10 protein-coding genes are annotated in these 19,130 nt (G+C 60.2%); 4 read left to right on the top strand and 6 right to left on the bottom strand.

The annotated features are described in order from the left end of the window. Positions 1-25: 25 nt before the first annotated feature. Genes Enr13x_RS12990 through Enr13x_RS12980 form a run of 3 tightly spaced genes read right to left on the bottom strand, consistent with a single transcriptional unit; the run spans position 26 to position 3,002 of the window. Positions 26-919 (bottom strand): DUF58 domain-containing protein, encoded by an 894-nt coding sequence (locus tag Enr13x_RS12990; RefSeq protein ID WP_145386608.1) that lies wholly within the window; start codon positions 917-919, stop codon positions 26-28. Then, positions 916-1,989, bottom strand: a complete 1,074-nt coding sequence (locus Enr13x_RS12985; RefSeq protein ID WP_197456001.1) for an AAA family ATPase — start codon at positions 1,987-1,989, stop codon at positions 916-918. Before Enr13x_RS12985 ends, Enr13x_RS12990 begins: the two co-directional genes overlap by 4 nt. Next, complete coding sequence (locus tag Enr13x_RS12980) at positions 1,986-3,002, bottom strand: hypothetical protein (protein WP_145386606.1); 1,017 nt, start codon at positions 3,000-3,002, stop codon at positions 1,986-1,988. The genes Enr13x_RS12985 and Enr13x_RS12980 overlap by 4 nt, the downstream gene beginning before the upstream one ends. Positions 3,003-3,429: 427 nt before the next feature. On the opposite strand from Enr13x_RS12980, the gene Enr13x_RS12975 reads away from it, so the two are divergent. Continuing rightward, positions 3,430-4,920, top strand: a complete 1,491-nt coding sequence (locus Enr13x_RS12975; protein WP_145386604.1) for a neutral/alkaline non-lysosomal ceramidase N-terminal domain-containing protein — start codon at positions 3,430-3,432, stop codon at positions 4,918-4,920. 221 nt (positions 4,921-5,141) lie between these two features. Here Enr13x_RS12975 and Enr13x_RS12970 read toward each other — a convergent pair whose 3' ends face one another. Beyond that, positions 5,142-6,032, bottom strand: a complete 891-nt coding sequence (locus tag Enr13x_RS12970) for a WecB/TagA/CpsF family glycosyltransferase (RefSeq protein WP_145386602.1) — start codon at positions 6,030-6,032, stop codon at positions 5,142-5,144. Positions 6,033-6,442: 410 nt separating this feature from the next. On the opposite strand from Enr13x_RS12970, the gene Enr13x_RS12965 reads away from it, so the two are divergent. From Enr13x_RS12965 to Enr13x_RS12955, 3 genes are all read left to right on the top strand, one after another. Then, positions 6,443-7,603, top strand: coding sequence for an alkaline phosphatase family protein (locus tag Enr13x_RS12965; RefSeq protein ID WP_145386600.1), 1,161 nt, complete (start codon positions 6,443-6,445; stop codon positions 7,601-7,603). Positions 7,604-7,629: 26 nt separating this feature from the next. After that, entirely contained in the window at positions 7,630-8,691 is a 1,062-nt protein-coding gene (locus Enr13x_RS12960; protein WP_145386598.1) for a TIGR03032 family protein, read from the top strand. Positions 8,692-8,928: 237 nt separating this feature from the next. Then, complete coding sequence (locus tag Enr13x_RS12955) at positions 8,929-14,415, top strand: FG-GAP-like repeat-containing protein (protein ID WP_197456000.1); 5,487 nt, start codon at positions 8,929-8,931, stop codon at positions 14,413-14,415. Positions 14,416-14,545: 130 nt separating this feature from the next. Here the strand turns inward: Enr13x_RS12955 and Enr13x_RS12950 are convergent, their stop codons facing one another. After that, on the bottom strand, positions 14,546-15,040 hold the full coding sequence (locus Enr13x_RS12950; protein WP_145386594.1) for a hypothetical protein: 495 nt from the start codon (positions 15,038-15,040) through the stop codon (positions 14,546-14,548). Positions 15,041-15,324: 284 nt separating this feature from the next. Continuing rightward, a complete protein-coding gene (locus tag Enr13x_RS12945) occupies positions 15,325-18,786 on the bottom strand; it encodes a pyruvate carboxylase (RefSeq protein ID WP_145386592.1) in 3,462 nt (1,153 codons plus the stop codon). Positions 18,787-19,130 lie beyond the last annotated feature (344 nt).

Here is a 19,130-nt window from a genome sequence, read left to right as displayed (position 1 = left end):
GAAGGGAACGATCGTGGGGAACGGGTCAGAACAGCTCGCTGCGACGCTGGAAATACTCGCGCAACGCGATCGGCAACGGTGTTTCCGAATCGATCGCGAGGTAATCGATTTCGTACCTTTGACACAGCGTCTTCAATTCGCTCTGCCACTGATTGACCGCGCTGACAAACTCGTCGCGAATCGCTTCGGCTTGCGTCACAATTTCTTCGCCGGTTTCTAAATCGCGAAATCGGACCGGCCCGGAAACCGGCATCGCGGTTTCCAACGGCGTCAGAACATGGAACACGATCATCTCGTGTCCGTAGTGCCGGAAATGGGCAAAGGCGTCGGCAAGTTCGTCGTGCGGAAAATAAAAATCGCTGATCAACACCTTCAATCCGCGCCGCGGTGACAGCTCGGCGACCTCGTGCAACACCCGGGCCGTTTCACATGCCGGGTGATCTTGCGGCCGGGAAAGTGCGTGCAATACCTCCAGCTGATGATCCGCCGTGCAGCGTGGCCGCAGGTGGGTCTGGATTTGATCGGCGAACAGTGTCAACCCGATCGCGTCGCGCTGGCGGATAGCCAAGTGCCCCAGCGCCGCGGCCAACATCGCGGCGCACGACCACTTACCCGCGGCGATCATCGATCGACTGGCGTCGACGATCAAATGCACTTCGACGTTGGTCTCGGCATCGTATTCCTTGACAAACAGTTTTTCGTGTCGTCCGAACAGCCGCCAATTGATGTGCTTGAGATCATCACCGGGCATGTATTCGCGATGCGACGCAAACTCGACCGAGAACCCGACGAAGGGGCTTTGGTGCAATCCGTGCATGAAGCCTTCCACCACCCGCTGGGCGATCAATTCCAGATCATCGGTCGCCCCCAATAACTCCGAGGACGTCAACTGTGTCGGCGTGACGAACGACGTGTTCATGACGGGGTCGTCACCGTTTGGACGAGTTGGCTGATGACGTGATCGACAGTGATGCTCTCCGTGCGGGCTTGGAAGTTCAGTGCCAGTCGATGTCGCATCACTGCAGCGGCGACGGCGCGGATGTCTTCAAAGTCGACGTGATAGCGTCCCAGCAAGACGGCCCGCGCCTTGCCACCGAGCACCAGGCACTGCGACGCCCGTGGGCTGGCTCCGTAGCGGATGTATCGATGCAGCTCGGACGCCGCTTTGCCTTTTGCAGTCGCCCCATTTGACGTAGCATCGTGCGAAGCCGGGCGTGAGGCGTCGACAAGGTCAACGGCGTACTGGATCACGTGGTTGGCCACGGGCACACCGCGAACCAGCGATTGCAGTTGCAAGACTTCGTCCAGCGACAGGACCGATTGCAGTTGGACGTCGGCATCCCCGGTCGTCGCTTTGACGATTTCGACTTCCTCTTGCTTGGACGGATAGACGACGGGAACATTGAACATGAACCGATCCAGCTGCGCCTCCGGCAGCGGATACGTCCCTTCTTGTTCGACCGGGTTTTGCGTCGCGACGACGAAGAACGGCGGCGGCAGATGATAGGTTTCTCGGCCGACCGAGATCTCACGTTCTTGCATCGCCTGCAACAACGCAGCCTGCGTCTTCGGCGGTGCCCGATTGATCTCGTCGGCGAGCAAAAAGTTCGTGAACAGCGGGCCGCGAAAGAATTCGAGTTGTCGGCGTCCCGTTTCGGGGTCTTCTTCGATGATGTCCGATCCGGTGATGTCCGATGGCATCAGGTCCGGCGTGAACTGGATCCGGCTGTACTGCATGTCCAGCATCTTCGCCAGCGACCGGGCGATCAGGGTCTTGCCCAATCCCGGCACGCCGATCATCAACGCATGACCGCGGCACAACATGGCGATCAACAAGCTGTCGATCACTTTTTCTTGGCCGATCACGACGCGACCGATTTCCTGTTTCAATTGGGTGCGTGCCTGTTGCAATCGCGCCACGATCTCGGGATGGTCGCCGGCGGCCGGCTGGCCTGCCGAATCATTCGTTTCTGGCATCTGGTGATTCATGGTTTTTGCGTCGCGGTGGGGGCGACCGAATCGTCGGGTGTCGGAGGAGGTTCAGGCGTGGTGATGATCGTTTCGGCTGCCAGCAGTCCGTCGATGACGGCCTGGGCCGCGGTGCTGTTGCCCGATTGCAGATCAATCGTGGCCAAATCGGTGACCTCGGTGCCCACACCGTCACCGTTGTCGTCCAGCATGGCGTGCTCGGTCGGCAACAAGTGGTCTTCGTCAAACGAGCGGCCGACTTGGTCCGCGGTGCGCCGAAATAATTCCAAGACGCTGACCGCCGGAGCCTCCGCCGGGTCCGTCGGTGGGACCGTCTCTGCAGCCTCGGTTGCCGCCGTCGTTCGCTCGGTCAGCTGTTGCGTCATGATGTCGGCGAGTTGACGAGGGAAACGCGTTTCGTTGATTTCCCCGTCGTCGGTTGCGCTGATCACGATCCGTCCGGGCAGCGAAAACGGTTTCAGAAAACTGCCCGACGCAGAATGGGTCAGCCAAAAGACCTGTTCGCCGGCTTTCAACTCGGCAAACATCGCCGCCCATTGTGCGGCGTTCAGGTCGGGTCCGGGCAGATGAAACCAACCGTGCCGCCGGTCCTGGTTGCCGTGTCCGATCCAAAAAACCCACAGCGATTCGTCATGACGAATGCGTTGGACGAGTTGTTTCGTCACCGATCGAATGTTTTCCTGGGTCGCGGGCAATCGGTCTGCACTCGCCTCGCGGCCATCCAGGACCAGGATGTCGTCTGAATCGACCCCTGCGATTTTCACCATCCAGTCACGCCAGACCCGGACGGTCGCATCGAATCGCTCGCGATGTGCTTGGTCACCCGGAAGCCCGACGACGATCAACGCGTGACGACGACTGGGAATCGTCGCGGCCACTTCAGCCGGCGCGACCGCTTGAGATTCATCCGTGGAAACCGCTGGAACGATCTCTTGTGCAGGGATCTGCATCGCCATCACCGCGGTGCAACACAGCGACAATGCGAATCGAAATGGGTCGATGATGGCAATCAAGGATTCCCTCAGAAGACAAGCCGAAAGACGCCACGGTGGGACGCACCGGGAGAACCGCGAGCGAACCCTTGGTCGCTCGTTCTCTTTTAAAGTGGGATAGGCTTCCAGCCTATCGACGCCGGAATGACAGGCTGGAAGCCTATCCCACTCGCTCGATCCGACACTCATTTTCCGTTCGATTCTTCGCAACGCTGCATTCGTAGCAATTGGCCCCCATCATAACGTCCCGTCAAACGGCCTGCTGTGGTGGAGCGTGAAATCTTGTCGTGGGCGGTCTGCCGTCCAGCGACGAGAAAGCGGACTGTCGTTGATGGCCTGGTGATTCGTTCTTCGTCTTCGTGAAAACTGCCTGCGTTGATGGGCAACGCGCGATCAAGACCATTACAATGACCATCCTTCCTGATCCATTCTCTCCACAGGCCCCACCATGAAATCGACTCCTCTGACGTCGCCCGCAACTCGCCGTGATTGCGTCTCCACGTCGGCTCGTCTGGCCATCGCCGCGACCGCGTTCTTCGTCATCTGCATCACCGCCCTGCCGGTTTCCGCCCAAACAGACGGCCCAACGTTTCGCGCCGGAGCCGCAACGAGCAACATCACGCCGCCGCTGGGCCAGATGATCGTGGGTGGCTGGGAACCGATGCCGGCACAACACATTCACGACGAACTGCACGCCCGTTGCCTGGTACTCGATGACGGCACGACCAAACTGGCGATCGTGATTTGTGACAACGTCGGCATTCCCCACGAAGTGTTTGACGCCGCCAAAGCAACGATTCACGAAGCGACCGAGATCCCGATCGCAAATTTGATGATGGCGTCGACACACACGCATTCGGCGACGACCGCGCGTGGAGAAAGCAAGGTCATCCGGCAGAGCGAGTTGACGGAGTACCAACAATTTCTGGCCAGCCGAATCGCCGACGGAGTGCGCCGTGCGTTGAATCATTTGCAACCGGCAAAGATCGGTTGGGGCAGCGTCGACGAACCCTCCGAAGTCTTCAATCGACGTTGGTTCGTGACCGATCCCCAGTTGGCAACCAATCCCTTCGGTGGCATCGACCAAGTCCGCATGAATCCGCCGCGGGGACACGCCGCACTCGATCGCCAGGCCGGCCCCGTGGACCCGGAAGTCAGTTTCGTTTCCGTGCAAAGCTTGAACGGCAACCCGATCGCGCTGCTGGCGAATTACTCCCTGCACTATGTCGGCGGCGTCCCCCGCAATGAAGTCTCCGCGGATTATTTTGGCTACTTTGCCCGTGCCATCGAAAAACGTTTGGGGGCGACCGAGTCGACTCCCGCCTTTGTCGGCATGCTCTCCAACGGAACCAGCGGCGATGTCAACAACATCGACTTTCGCGACAAGAATCCGAAACGCTACGCCAGCTATGAAAAGATGCAGGAAGTCGCCAACAAGATCGCCGACCGAGTCTACGATGCACACGGCGGAATCGAATTTCATGACTGGGTCAAACTTTCCGCCGCATCAACGCCGTTGACGTTGAAGGTTCGTAAGCCGACACAAGAGATGCGCGACTACTTTGAAGCCCTGGCCAAAAATTCAGATCAGTCGCCGCGGCATCGTCGCGAAGCTATCTATGCCAAACGGATCGCCAAACTCGACGAAGCTCCCGACACCGTGGAGATCCAACTGCAAACCTTCGGCATCGGGGATCTTGGGATCGCCGCGATCCCGTTTGAAACCTTCACCGAAACCGGATTGGAACTGAAGTCCAAAGCCCCGACCAAGCAGATGTTCACGATCGAATTGGCCAACGGATCATTCGGGTACCTGCCGACGCCCAGACAACACCGGTTCGGCGGCTACGAGACCTGGTTGGGAACGAATTCTGTCCAAGAAGACGCGTCGGAGAGGATCGTGGAAACGTTGTTGGGCTTGTTTGAATCGATGAAGTAAGAAGGATGTCGAGGGTGGATGAAAAACGATGGGGGCAAAACCATGGGGTGGCAGAATGATGGGTGGCAGAATGATGGGGTGGCAGAATGATGATGAGCTGGTAGCCGAGGCGCCAAAACGCTCTCCCGCTCTCCCGCTCTCCCGCTCTCCTTGTCTCCTTGTCTCCTTGTCTCCCGCTCTCCTTGTCTCCCCTCTCCGCGTCCCGCAAACCGCTACCGCGTTCAGTCGTCCAGCGACATGCCCCACCGCTTGACCGTTTGCTTCCAATCCTCGACCAAGGCCCGCAGCAGAAACAGGGCGTTCTTGCCGTAGCGTGGGACCAGACGTTTCGGATCGCTGAGCATGCGATAGGTCCATTCGGCCCCCAGTTTCTGCCAAATCCTGGGGGCGCGTTTGGCGGTTCCGGCGATGAAGTCGAACGAGGCGCCCAGTTGAATGCTGACGGGAACACCGAGCCGTTTGTAGTGCTCGTGGATCCAGCGTTCGCCCTTGGGTTGGCCGAAGGCGACCAGCAAAATTTGCGCCCCGGAGTCTCGAATTCGTTGATCTTGTTCGGCTTGTTCGTCGGCCGACAGGGCGCGAAACGGAGGCGATTCGATCCCGGCGATTCGCATGCCGGGATAATCCCGTGCGAGCCGCTTGGCGCAGGTTTCGGCGACCCCCGGTGCTCCGCCCAGAAAATAGATGCCCCAACGTTTCTGACCAGCTCGGCAAGCGAGTTGGTGAATCATCTCGCTGCCGGCGACTCGTTCGGGTAGCGACTCCGACCCGAGCTGGCTCCGCCACACGATCGGTTGTCCATCGGCCAAAATCAGATCCGCCGCTGCGGTGATTTGCGGGATGTCTGCTTGCCCGTGATGCAGCATCACATAGTTCAAATTGGCGGTGATCACATAACTGGGTTCCGCACGCTCGACGAGCTGTTCGATCCGGTCGATCGCCTCGGACATCGTGACACGGTCAAATGGCACCTCCCAGACGTCGCACCGATCCAGCGGTGGCAGGGCAGGCGGCTGCTGACGGTCCGGGTTTGCCGTTTTTTTAGAGACGGGAGGTAAGATGACCGGGGAGACCGGAGCGATCGGATTCGTGGTCGAGAAGTGTGCGGACATCGTTGCAAGTCGCGATCGTGGAGAAGAAACAGAGCCGGCGGACGAGGACTCCTTCGATTCAACCGTAGGACGCCGCGTGAAGAACCTTGCCCTTTGATGCAGCTTGCCCAGCCAGAGCGAGACGGCTTGGTGCGGTTGTGCGGGAGATAACGAGTCTGCCGACGATCCGCTCGTGCCGTTGCGCCAACGACCTCTGTATATTTTTAGCGGCAGGGCGCGAGTCCTCCGGTCTTCCTGGGTGTTTGCGCGCCTGCACCGGACGGCTCGCGCCGTTCCGCTAACATCTTCGTTGTCAAACTGCACGCTCGCCCCCGCCGGACGACGTCCCTCGCCGGCCCCGCCGATTGGCGACGCTCAATGGAGTTGTTACGCTGGGCCCGGCCCCTTCCCATCGTCCTCAACAGAATCCTGTGTCCAAATTTCCCCTTCGACCGCCGATCACTGTTGTCGTCACGCTGGAAGGGCTGGCGACTTCACCGCTGGGCTGCTACGGATGCTCGTGGAACCAGACGCCAACGATCGATGCGTTGGCGGCCAGCGGCGTCGTCTGGGATCGGTGGACATCGCCCGTCGACCGGCCCGGCAGCCTGATCAACCGTTGGCTGAACGATTCACGCGGGTGGATCGCTCGCCAGGCAGACCACGGCGCGACGGTCTTTTTGACCGACGACCCGAAGCTGACGATTCCAGAAGATCAATTCGGTTTCAGCCAGGCAATCGCCTTACAACCGACACTGAAACGCTTGCCCGCCGAGACGGTCGAAGCCACCGTGCTGGCACAAGCCATTGCGGCAAGCATTCAGGCCGTCACGCCCGAGACGCGATTGATTTGGATCCACAGCGGCATGCTTCGCGACCACTGGGACGCGCCGGTCACACACGACGACGAGGACGAGGAAACCCCAGAACCGGTCGAGGACGAAACGCAAGACCTTGCCAGCACTGCGCCGGAACCGTTTTTTCTGCCCCCCACCACCGATCCGCCCGCGTTGCAACTTTCCAAACGCGATGATCCCGATTTGCTGTTCGCGTGGATGCAACGGTATGCGGCCCAGGTTCGGTTGCTGGATGAAATGATCGACTTGCTGGGTGAATCCGTCCGCCGACGACGCCCCCGAATCGTCTTGGCGGGGACCAGCGGTTTTTCGCTGGGGGAAAACGGCTGGCTGGGACACCATGTCGGACCGCTGCGCAGCCAAGACGTGCGGTTGCCGATGCTGGTTTCCCACGGCGGCCCGCTGCGGGTTCCGTCACTCCAGTCCGCCGCGGCGTTGCCCGAATTGCTGGAACGGCTGCTCGATGACAAACCCTTGATCACACCGGCCGACTGGTGCCGAGGCGACGAGGCCCCCTCGCGGTCGGTCCCGACCGATTCAGACCGTGCCATCAAAGCCGTGACGACATCAAACTGGTTCTACGTTCACGATGCCGACCCGCTAGCGGGCGGAGCAGAGCGTTTGTTTGTCAAACCCGACGACGTCAACGATGTCAATGACATCGCACGCTTGCGCCGTGAAGTGCTGAATCAATTTGCCACCGCAGCCGATTCCGACGCAACCGAATCGAGCTGAGGGGACGGCATTCACCAGAGGCGACCATGTTAAGCATCCTCGGATCTCGCAACTTGACGGCGTGGTTGACCCAGCACCACATCAGCCTGGCGATTTCGACCTATCAGGCGGGGAAACTGTTGTTGGTCGGCACCAAGCCCGACGGCGGGCTGGCGATCTTTGAACGGACCTTCAACCGTTGCATGGGGCTTTGGGGGAACTCACAGACGATCTGGATGAGCACCCGGTATCAATTGTGGCGTTTGGAAAACATGCGGACCGGCCAACCGCCCGCCAGCGAGTTCGACCGACTGTTCGTTCCTCAGGTCGGATACACGACCGGCGATATCGACATTCACGATGTCGCGGTCGATGGCGACGGAAATCCGATCTTCATCAGCACGCTGTTCAATTGCATTGCGACGATCAGCCAGCGACGCAGCTTCACCCCGCTCTGGCGGCCGAGCTTCATTTCAAAGCTCGCCGCGGAAGATCGCTGTCATCTCAATGGGATGGCGATGCAAGACGGACGCCCCCGCTATGTCACCGCCTGCAGCCGGTCGGATGTGATCGATGGCTGGCGTGATCGACGCCACGATGGCGGGGTCGTGATCGATGTTCAATCCGACCAGATCATCGCCGACGGCTTGTCGATGCCGCACTCGCCCCGTCTGGTTCAAAACCGATTGTGGTTGCTCGATTCGGGCAACGGCTTCCTGGGCTTTGTCGATGTCAAATCGGGGACGTTTGAACGTGTCGCGTTCTGCCCCGGCTACGCCCGCGGGCTTGCGATCATCGGCGACTATGCCGTCGTCGGCCTGTCCAAGCCGAGAGACGACGAGCAATCGTTCCGCGGACTGAACCTCGATCGAGAACTCGCCTCGCGTGATGCGGCGCCGCGGTGCGGCGTTCAAGTGATTGACCTGCGCAGCGGCAACGTGGTGCATTGGATCCGTATGGAGGGAGACGTGATCGGCGAACTGTATGACGTGGTCGTCTTACCAGAGACGCGTCGGCCGAAAGCGTTGGGGTTCAAAACGGACGAGATTGAGCGGAACGTGTGGTTCGACGAGGGCGATGGGGTACAGAGTTGGTCGGCCGGTGGGTAGGGGATGGATTTTGGAACGGGGTGAATGGGGCAAAACGATGGGGGCAAAACGATGGAAGGCGAATCCATGGAAGGCAGAATGATGAGGGGCAGAATGATGAGGGGCAGAATGATGGGAGACAGGATGGTGGGGGGTAGGCAATGACTGGTGATCGAGCGTGACGCAGGGCGAGCGAGTAGAATACGCGGCTCCCAAAGTGCGATGATTCCCTCCCTTCATCCCCTCCCCTGTAGCCCGATGAACCAAACGAAGCTTCGGTCGCGAAAGCGGCGGCGGAAACGAACAGCGGATCGCCGGGTACTGCGTCCAGTTCGCGTCGAATGCTTGGAACGACGCATCTTGCTGGCCTCCGATCTGGATGTTACGCCACCGGCGCCACCGCCGCCCGGTGCGGTCTTCGTCGAGCATGCCGTCATCGGGGACACGGTGGACGGGCCGCGGGGCCTTGCCAGCGGAGACATCGATGGCGACGGCGACAACGACATTGTGGTCGCGTCGTATCGAGACGATTCGATTCGCTGGTTCGAGAACCAGGGCGACGGTGTCTTTTCCGAACAGACGATTTCCACGCTCGCCAACGGAGCCCAAAGTGTGGCGATCGCGGATCTCGATGGCGACGGCGATACCGACGTGTTGAGCGCGTCGAAGTACGACCACACGATTCGCTGGTTTGAAAACGACGGCAACGAGCAATTCACCGAGCACGTGATCAGTTCCGTCGAAACCAACGCCAGCAGTGTCTCGGTGGCTGATGTCGATGGGGACGGTGATCTGGATGTGCTCAGCGCCGCCTTTTTCTCCGACACGATCGCCTGGTTCGAAAACGACGGCAACGAATCCTTCAGCCGCCATGTGATCAGCTCCAGCGCCGACGGTGCCTACGACGTGACCACGGCCGATGTCGACGGAGACGGCGACGTCGATGTGCTGAGCGCCTCGGGCAATGACGACACGATCGCCTGGTATGAAAACGACGGCAACGAAACCTTCACCGAGCACGCCATCAGCGTGACAGCGGATAAGGCGATGGCCGTGACCGCGTTCGACGCCGACGGCGATGACGACTTGGATGTGGTCAGCGCGCACTTTAACGACGATGCGATCGCCTGGTATGAAAACGACGGCAGCGAGAATTTCAGCGAACGCATTTTGACGACGTCCGCCGTCCGAGCCTACGACGTCGCGACCGCGGATCTGGATGCCGACGGTGACATGGATATCCTGGCCTCGTCCCAAAACGACCAAATCCGCGTGTTTCTGGGCGACGGCGCGGGCGTGTTCACCGAGCATGTGATCAGCGACGATTCGGCCAACGGTGCCGATAGCCTGGCGATCGACGATTTCAACGGTGATGGCAAGCTGGATTTCGCCATCGGGGCACAGTACGGCGACAACATCCTGTGGTTCGAAAACGGCTCGCCCGACTACGGCGACGCCCCCGCACCCTACCCCACACTGGCGGCTGCCGGTGGGGCGTCGCACGTCGCGGTCGGCCATTGGTTGGGGGCAGCACGTGACGGCGAAGTCGACGGATTGCCGTCCGCCTTGGCCGACGGCGACGGAACCGACGATGACGGCGTGACGTTTGGTCCGTTGCACGTCCGAGCCTTCGACGCCGAAGTCACCGTCAACGTGGAAAGCAACTCCAACCAACCCAGCTGGGTCTATCTGGATGCCTGGATCGACTTCAACCAGGACGGGGACTGGGACGACCCCGATGAACAAATCTTTGACTCGGCCGATGTCCGTATCTTCGACTACGTGTTGACGTTTCCGATTCCACGCGACGCGCTGGTCGGAACCACCTTTGCCCGCTTTCGCATCAGCAGCGTCGGCGGGCTAGCCCCGACCGGCGAGGCCCCCGATGGCGAGGTGGAAGACTATCAGGTGACGATCCAACCGCCAGCGCCCATGTCACCGATGTTCATCGGCAACGACATCAGCTCTCCGGGCGCATTGGGGGTTTCGGCGATCACGTCGGTGGACCTGGATGGCGATGGAGACCAGGATGTGCTGAGCGCGTCGGCCGGTTCAAATCGATTCGAATGGTTCGAAAACGTCGGGAATGAAAACTTTGTTCGGCGGCTAATCAGTGACCAGGGTGACGATCCTGAGGAAATCGAAGTCATCGACTTTGACAACGACGGCGACTTAGATGTCATCGCGGTTTCCTATTTCGGCCAGAACATTGTCTGGTACGAAAACGACGGCAATGAAAATTTCTCGCCCCATGTTGTGTCGCCCGACGACCGCGGCGTACGGAGTATCGCGATCGGTGATGTCGACGGAGACGGCGATCGCGATTTTTTGAGTGCCGGATTCAGCTACGAGATCTTGTGGTATGAAAACACGGGTGCGGAACCCTACACCGTCCATGTAATCGACCCTTCGGCGGGGGCGGCAAAGAGCATTGCGGTCAGCGACGTCGATGGCGATGGGGATCTGGACGTCTTCACCGCCCACACCCTCGATAATTCGATCAATTGGTACGAGAACAACGGATCCGCGGTGTTCACCAAGCACGTGATCAGCACCAATGCCAGCGGTGCGTTGGGGGTCGCGGTCGCGGACGTGGATTCCGACGGCGACATCGATGTGCTGAGCGCGTCGCAGTCGGACGACAAGATCGCCTGGTACGAAAATGACGGCAACCAGAATTTCACCGAGCACGCCATTACGACCTCGCTCGATTACCCCACCGCCATCTCAGCCGCGGACCTGGACCAAGACGGTGATCTGGATGTTCTCGCCACGTCCTATGGAGACGACCTGATCGTCTGGTACGAAAACGACGGCGACGAAAACTTCGCCGAAGCCGTGATCGACGCCAACGCGGACGGTGCAATCGACGTCACCGTCGCCGATGTCGACGGCGATGGCGACCTGGATGTGCTGGGCGCGTCCAGCGGAAACGACCAGATCGCCTGGTACGAAAACGACGGCAACGAATCGTTCGTCGAAAACGAAATCGTTTCTTCGCCCTATCTGCCTTATGACGTCACGCTGGCCGATCTCGACGGGGATGGCGATGTCGACGCGTTGGGGGCGACCTTCAATGATGACAAGATCACGTGGTATGAGAACGACGGCACCCAGACGTTTTCACCGCGGATCGTCACTACGTCCGCAGACGGAGCCTCCAGCGTCGAAACCGCGGACATCGACGGCGACGGTGATCTGGACATCATCAGCGGTTCGTACTTCGATGACAAAGTCGCCTGGTACCGCAACGACGGCGGGGCGTTCGTCGAACAGATCGTTTCGACCTCCGCGGTCGGGGTCAACGATGTCCATGTCGCGGATGTCGACGGCGACGGCGATCCGGATCTGCTCTCGGCCAGTGGCTATGACGACAAACTGGCTTGGTACGACAACGACGGAAGCGGCAACTTTATCGCCAAAACAATCACGACGAACGCCAAACTGGCCTACAGCGTTGCGACTGGCGACATCGACGGCGACGGCGACTTGGATGTGATCAGTGCTTCGTACTACGATGACAAGATCGCCTGGTACCAAAACGACGGCAGCCAGAACTTCGTCGAGAAGGTCGTCACGACCAACGCCTACGGTGCGTCCTCTGTCCGAACGGCCGATATCGATGGTGACGGCGATCTGGACCTCGCCGTCGGCGCCTTCACCGACGACATCGTCTGGTTTGAAAACGACGGGGCAGGCGGGTTCACCGAGCGACTGGTCCCGATGGAAGAGTCCTATGCGTTTGACGTCACGCCGGGAGACATCGACTTGGATGGCGATGTCGATTTGCTGGTCGCCTCGCGAGACGAATATGTGTTGTACGTCTTCTTGAACGACGGCAACGAGAAATTCCGCCAGCGTCCGATCGACTACTTCATCGATGGACCGAGACGCGTTGAATTAGGGGATCTGGATCGGGACGGTGACCTCGACGTCGTGGGTGTTTCCAGTTTTGATTATCGTTTCGTCTGGTTGGAAACGGTGCTCGCGGATCTCGGTGACGCCCCCGATTCCTACTCGACACTGCTTGTCAACGACGGCGCCACGCACCTGGCGGTCGGCCCCCGACTAGGCGACTCGCGAGACAGCGAAACCGATGCGTTCCCCTCGCCAAATGCCGACGGTGATGGCAGCGACGAAGACGGCGCGATGTTCGGGACCCTCAAGCTTGGGCAAACCACCGCGGGCGTGAACATCGACCTGCAAGGCGGCGAAACGGCCAAGGTCGATGCTTGGATCGATTTTAATGCCGACGGCACGTGGGATGCCGGCGAACAAATCCTGGACAGCGTGACCGTCGTCGCGGGACTTCAAACGCTCAACTACGTCGTGCCGACCACGATGACTCTCGGCCCAACCTACGCGCGGGTGCGACTGAGTACGGCGGGTGACCTGGAATCGAACGGACTGGCCGACGACGGAGAAGTGGAAGATTACGTGATCACGATCCGCGAGGACGTCACCTACAGTCTGCCCGCGACCTCCACCGACGTCACGGTCCGGCAAAACGGATCGAACGTCGAGCTGATCGACAACGGCGGTGGCGGGGCGGTCCTATTGTCCAAACCCGTGTCGACGACACAATCGCTGCGGATCGCCGGCACGGCCGCCGCCGACACCTTCAACGTCGACTTTACCAGCGGCGGCTACTTTTCCTTTCCCGACGGCATCGTGATTGATGGCGGCGACGATTCCGATTCGGTGACCGTTCAAGGCACGGGAACTTCAACGGCGTCGATTCGATCGACCGACGGCACCCTCGCCGGGGCAACGGTCGAAGTGACCGATGCCGGGCTGGTCACCGCCGTCCAGCTCTCCGCGGTCGGCCCGATCAGTGTGCTGGCGATGCAATCCATCCAGATCCAAGGCGGCTTGGACCTGGGCGATCAAACCTTGACCTTGGCCGCGACCGCGCCGATCCTGCTGGGCACGATGACCGAACTGGCCGGAGGACAAATCCAATCCGCCGGACCGATCTCCGCCGGTGGCGTGCTGAATTTCCGGGCCCCTGCCGGTGTGACGCCGGGCGTCGGCGATTCGTTCGTGCTGATGGGCGGATCCGCGATCACCGGGACCTTCACCAGTCTGAATCTCCCCGTCCCGCCCCTGGGCAGCGACTGGGACCTGTCGATCGGCCCGACGGAAGTGCGTTTGACGCTGGTCGATCTGGGACAGGTCGGTCCGCTGACGATCGGTGATGGATCCGCTGGCGATCAACACTCTCGAATCACGACGATTGATGTCGAATTTGACGGCCTGGTCGACATCGATTCCGGCGCCTTCGAAGTCCGCAAACGCGATCCCGAGGGCGGTGTGGTGGCGACCTCGTTTGTCGTGAGCACCAATCCACAAGGCAATTCGGTGGCAACGTTGTCGTTCAGCGGAACGCTGACCCGCGGGCTGGATGCGGCGTTGGTCGATGGCAATTACCGATTGACCATTGATCCGGCAAAGGTGCGTCGGGCGGGGACATCGGTGACCCTTGACGGGGACAACGACGGTCTGCAAGGCGGTGATTACTCCTACGGCAATGCAGCCACGGATGATTTCTTCGCACTCTACGGCGACGGTGACGGGGACCGTGACGTGGACGGCCAGGACTACGGCCGATTCGGATTGACGTTCCTGAAATCCAGCGGCGATCCCGGATTCAATCCCGCCATGGACAGCGACGGAGACGGTGACGTGGACGGCCAAGACTACGGCCGATTCGGTCAGCGGTTCCTGAAAACGCTGCCGTTTTAACCGTCGGTCTGCCCCCCGGTCATTTTGCCCCCATGATTCTGCCCCGAATCGTTCTGCCTTTTTTCCGGGTGACTCCCGAAAACATTGGCGGAATGATCCGGGGCAGAATGATGTCATGCCGAACCGATCGCTAGGGAGCCAGTGCTTGGGATGCCTTCGTCTGGGCCTCGTCAACCGGAACCAGCCGGACCTTGATTTGGGTGTGCGGGCCGCCGCGCCAAATGCGTTGCGTCACGGCCGGGCGATACCCGTCTGCGGTCACTTGAAAACGCATCACGGAAAATCCGCTGGTCCGCGGCCAACGCAGGCGTCCGGCTATCATTTCCCGTTTCAAATTATCGCGCCATCGTACCGTCGACCGCCCCGCGTCGTCGGTCGACAGGGATCCCGGCGTCACGGTGAAGTCGGGGATCGGCTCGGAGCTGACCGAGTCGACGACGACACCATCGATCAGCCACATCGAGCGAGTCGCCGCATCGACCGATTCGATGGGGGGCAATTCTTCGGCAGCGGCTGCGCCGGACAGGAGGGCGGCAAACACCGCCAGCAGTATGCAACGAGACAGCGGATCTGGCAGTGTTCGCTTCAGACGCGTGTTCATACGGAGATTCTCGACGGTTTTCATTCCTTCGATTCTACTCGGGATCAGCCGTTTGGCACGCAAGGGGTTAGCGGAACGGCACGAGCGGGCTATCGGTTGCGTGGGATTGGTCGAGGCAATGGTGAGCCGCTGGCCGTAAGGCTTCGGGCGGGCGCCTGGATGCCCGGCCGCTTACGCGTCGCGGCTCACAAAATCGACGGGCCACGAGCCGTCCGGTTGCAGCTTGAAAACATCTCGAACGACCGGAGAGCTCGCGCCCTGCCGCTCACAAAAAACACGTCGTTTGGTGTCGATGTCATTGGCATGCGTTACTCGATGATGGCCAACAAGTCGCCCGCTTCGACTTGGGTTCCCGGCGGTGCGTGGATGGTTTTGATGATGCCTGATTTCGGCGCGTTGACGGTGGTCTCCATCTTCATCGCTTCGAGCACCATCAGCTTCTGACCTTCCTTGACCTTGCTGCCCTCTTCGACGGCGACGGTAATCACCATGCCCGGCATGCTGGACGCCACCTGATTTTCGTCGCGGGGATCGGCTTTGACCGCGGCTTTGGTTTCCGGTTCCAAGGACTTGTCATAGACCGTGACTTCGCGCGGCTGGCCGTTCAATTCGAAGAACACGGTGCGCGTGCCGTCGGGGTGCGGTTGGCCGACGGTCAGGAACCGGATGATCAGCCGTTTTCCTTTTTCGATATCGACGGCGATTTCTTCACCGTGTTGCTGACCGTACAAGAAATTCGGCGTGGGCAACTTGGCGACATCACCGTAGGTCTGTTGGTGGGTGGCAAAGTCGGCAAACACCTTGGGGTACAACAAATGGGTCACCGCCGATTGATCGCAGGCCGGTTCACCGATCAGCTCGGCGGCTTCTTTCCTGGCGGTCTCGATGTTGGCATCGGGCATGGATTCACCGGGGCGGTTGGTCACGGCCGGTTCGTCGCCCAAGATTTTCTTCATCACCGCGTCGGGGAATCCGCCCGGCGGTTGGCCCATCCGTCCGCCGATCAGATCGAGCACACTGGCCGGATAAGCCAATGATTTGTCGCTGGTCAGGACTTCCTCGGCCGACATTTCGTTGGCGACCAGGAACAGCGCCATATCGCCGACGGCCTTGCTGGTCGGCGTGACTTTGACGATGTCCCCGAACAACGCGTTGACTTGCGCGTAGGCCTTGCAAACTTCGGCCCACTGATCGCTCAGCCCCAACGCACGCGCCTGTTGGTACAGGTTGGTGTATTGCCCGCCGGGCATTTCGTGTTCATACAAATCGCCGGTCGCCGGCAAAACAGAACTTTCAAAGGGAATATAGAATTCACGCGCCGCCTGCCAGTAGGTTGCCAAATTCGTCAGCGCCTCGGTCCGCAAGGGACTCTCACGCGGGGTGTCGCGCAGGGCTTCGACGAGCGAATTCAAGTTCACTTGGCTGGTGCCGCCGGACAAGGGCGCCAGGGCGGCATCGGCAATTTGAAGCCCTTCATCGGCGGCGGCCAGAATGGTCGACGCTTGGATGCCGGCGGTATCGTGAGTGTGCAAGTGAATCGGGATTCCGATCTCCTCGCGCAACGCCCGGATCAATTTGACAGCCGCTTTGGGTTTCAACAGCCCCGCCATGTCTTTGATGGCCAACAAGTGGGCGCCCATCTTTTCGAGCTGTTTGGCGAGATTGATGTAGTACGCCAAGTCGTACTTGGTGCGTCGCGGGTTTTGCAGATCGCCGGTGTAGCAGATCGAGGCTTCACAAATCCCGCCTTCCTCGATCACGGCCTCCATCGCCACGCGCATGTTCTGTTCCCAGTTCAGCGCGTCGAAGACACGAAAGACATCCATCCCGGCCTGGACGGCTTCACGCACGAACAACCGCACGACGTTGTCGGGATAGTTGGTGTAGCCGACGGCGTTGCTGGCCCGCAGCAACATTTGCGTCAAGATGTTGGGAACGGCTTCGCGCAGGTCGGCCAGTCGTTGCCACGGTGACTCCTTCAAGAATCGCATACTGGTGTCAAACGTCGCTCCGCCCCACATTTCCAACGAGAAAAGCTGAGACGCGTGGTGCGCGTACGCTGGTGCGATGTGCACCATGTCATAGGTGCGGACGCGGGTCGCCAACAGCGACTGGTGGGCGTCGCGCATCGTCGTGTCGGTCAGCAGCAGCCCCTTTTGCTGTCCGATCCACTTGACCAGCCCTTCCACGCCGGACTCGCGGAAAATGTCTTTGGTCCCCTTGGGAGGGTCCGCCACGGGCGGGACTTCGGGGATCGGGGCGGGCGTCCGTCGCGTGGCGACCGGACGGCCGGCGACCAACTCGTTGCCGTTGACGATGGTTTCGGCCAGATAATTCAACAGCTTGGTGGCCCGGTCGCGCCGTTTGGGCAATTCAAACAATTCCGGCGTCGTGTCGATCAACCGCGTCGTCGCTTCACCGGCCAGAAAGATCGGATGATTGATCAACTTCATCAGGAACGGGATGTTGGTCTTGACCCCGCGGATCCGAAATTCTTGCAGACAACGATCCATCCGTGAGCCGGCGGCGGCCAACGACGGAGCCCGTGCGGTGACCTTGACCAACATCGAATCGTAAAACGGGTTGACCACCGCGCCGCTGAATGCGGTGCCGGCGTCCAAGCGGATTCCCAGTCCGGCTGCCGACCGATAGTGGGTGATCCGGCCGTAATCGGGCAGAAACTGATTGGCGGGGTCCTCGGTGGTCACCCGGCACTGCATCGCAAACCCGGTGGTGTGAATGTTTTCCTGGGCACCGATCCCGACCACCTCATCGGTCAGTTTGTGTCCTTGCGCGATCAGAATCTGGCTGCGAACGATGTCGATCCCGGTGACTTCTTCGGTCACGGTGTGCTCGACTTGAATCCGCGGATTGACTTCGATGAAAAAGAACTGGTTGGAATCGACATCCAACAGAAACTCGACCGTTCCGGCGTTCTCATAGCAAGAACCGTCCGACCCGACCGCCTTGCCGATCTTCAACGCCGCCTCGCACAAACCGTCGCGGACTTCGGGCGGCAAGTTGGGGGCCGGCGCCAGTTCGACGACTTTTTGATGCCGCCGCTGGACGCTGCAATCGCGTTCGTACAAGTGCACCAGGTTGGTGCCGTCGCCGATGATTTGGACTTCGATGTGTCGGGCGCGCTGGACAAAGCGTTCCAGGAACACTTCATCGCTGCCGAAGGCGGTTTTGGATTCACGCATCGCCGCTTCCAACGCCGCCGGCAACTCGTCGGCCGAGGCGACGACCCGCATCCCCCGGCCGCCGCCGCCGTGGGCCGCTTTCAGCATCACCGGATAGCCCAGCGTTTCCGCCAGCGCGACCGCCGCGTCCGGATCGCGCAGCGGCTTATTCTCCCCGCCCAAGACCGGGACGCCGGCTTTCTCGGCCAGCTCACGGGCCGACATCTTGTCACCGAGCTGATTGAGCGATCGAACGCTGGGACCGACAAACACGATCCCCGCCTCGGTGAGGGCCTCGGCAAACCCCGGCCGCTCGGACAAAAACCCATAGCCGGGGTGAACCGCATCGATGCCATGTTTTTTGCACAACGCGACAATCGCATCGATGTTCAAATACGACCGAATCGGCTCCCCCGGTTCACCGATCTGGTAGGCCTCGTCCGCTTTGAACCGGTGCAGGGCGTATCGATCTTCGTAGGAATAAATCGCCACGGTCCGAATCCCAAGCTCCGTGGCACTTCGGAAGACACGCGTCGCGATTTCGCTGCGGTTGGCAACCAGTAATTTTCGAAAGGGCCGAATCGTCATCGAAAAGCAATCCAACTGGAAAACAGGTTCTAGTAATGGCAAAAAACGCTTGGAGGCGTGTGAAAGCCGTCGCCGGACCAGCAATTTAGCGAATTTGCTGGTGTACGACAGGACAGGGCGCACCCCTCACCGATCGAATCTGACCGACCCACCGGCGTAAAAATCACAGTGTAGACAGCGGACAGGCCGGTGGTCACATTCGCGCCGCGCCGGGACTCCTACAGTCTACGCTGTGAAGCATTTTTCAGCGGAAGGGCGCGAGCCCTCCGGTGTTGTGGCAAAGAGGAAGAACCGGAGGGCTCGCGCCCTGCCGCTATAACCTAAAGAAACACAGGGAAAAAATG

The sequence above is a fragment of the Stieleria neptunia genome, assembly GCF_007754155.1.
Classification (GTDB): Bacteria; Planctomycetota; Planctomycetia; order Pirellulales; family Pirellulaceae; genus Stieleria; species Stieleria neptunia.
The sequence above is the reverse complement of the archived record's forward strand: the minus strand, read 5'-3'. Positions and strand labels throughout refer to the sequence as shown.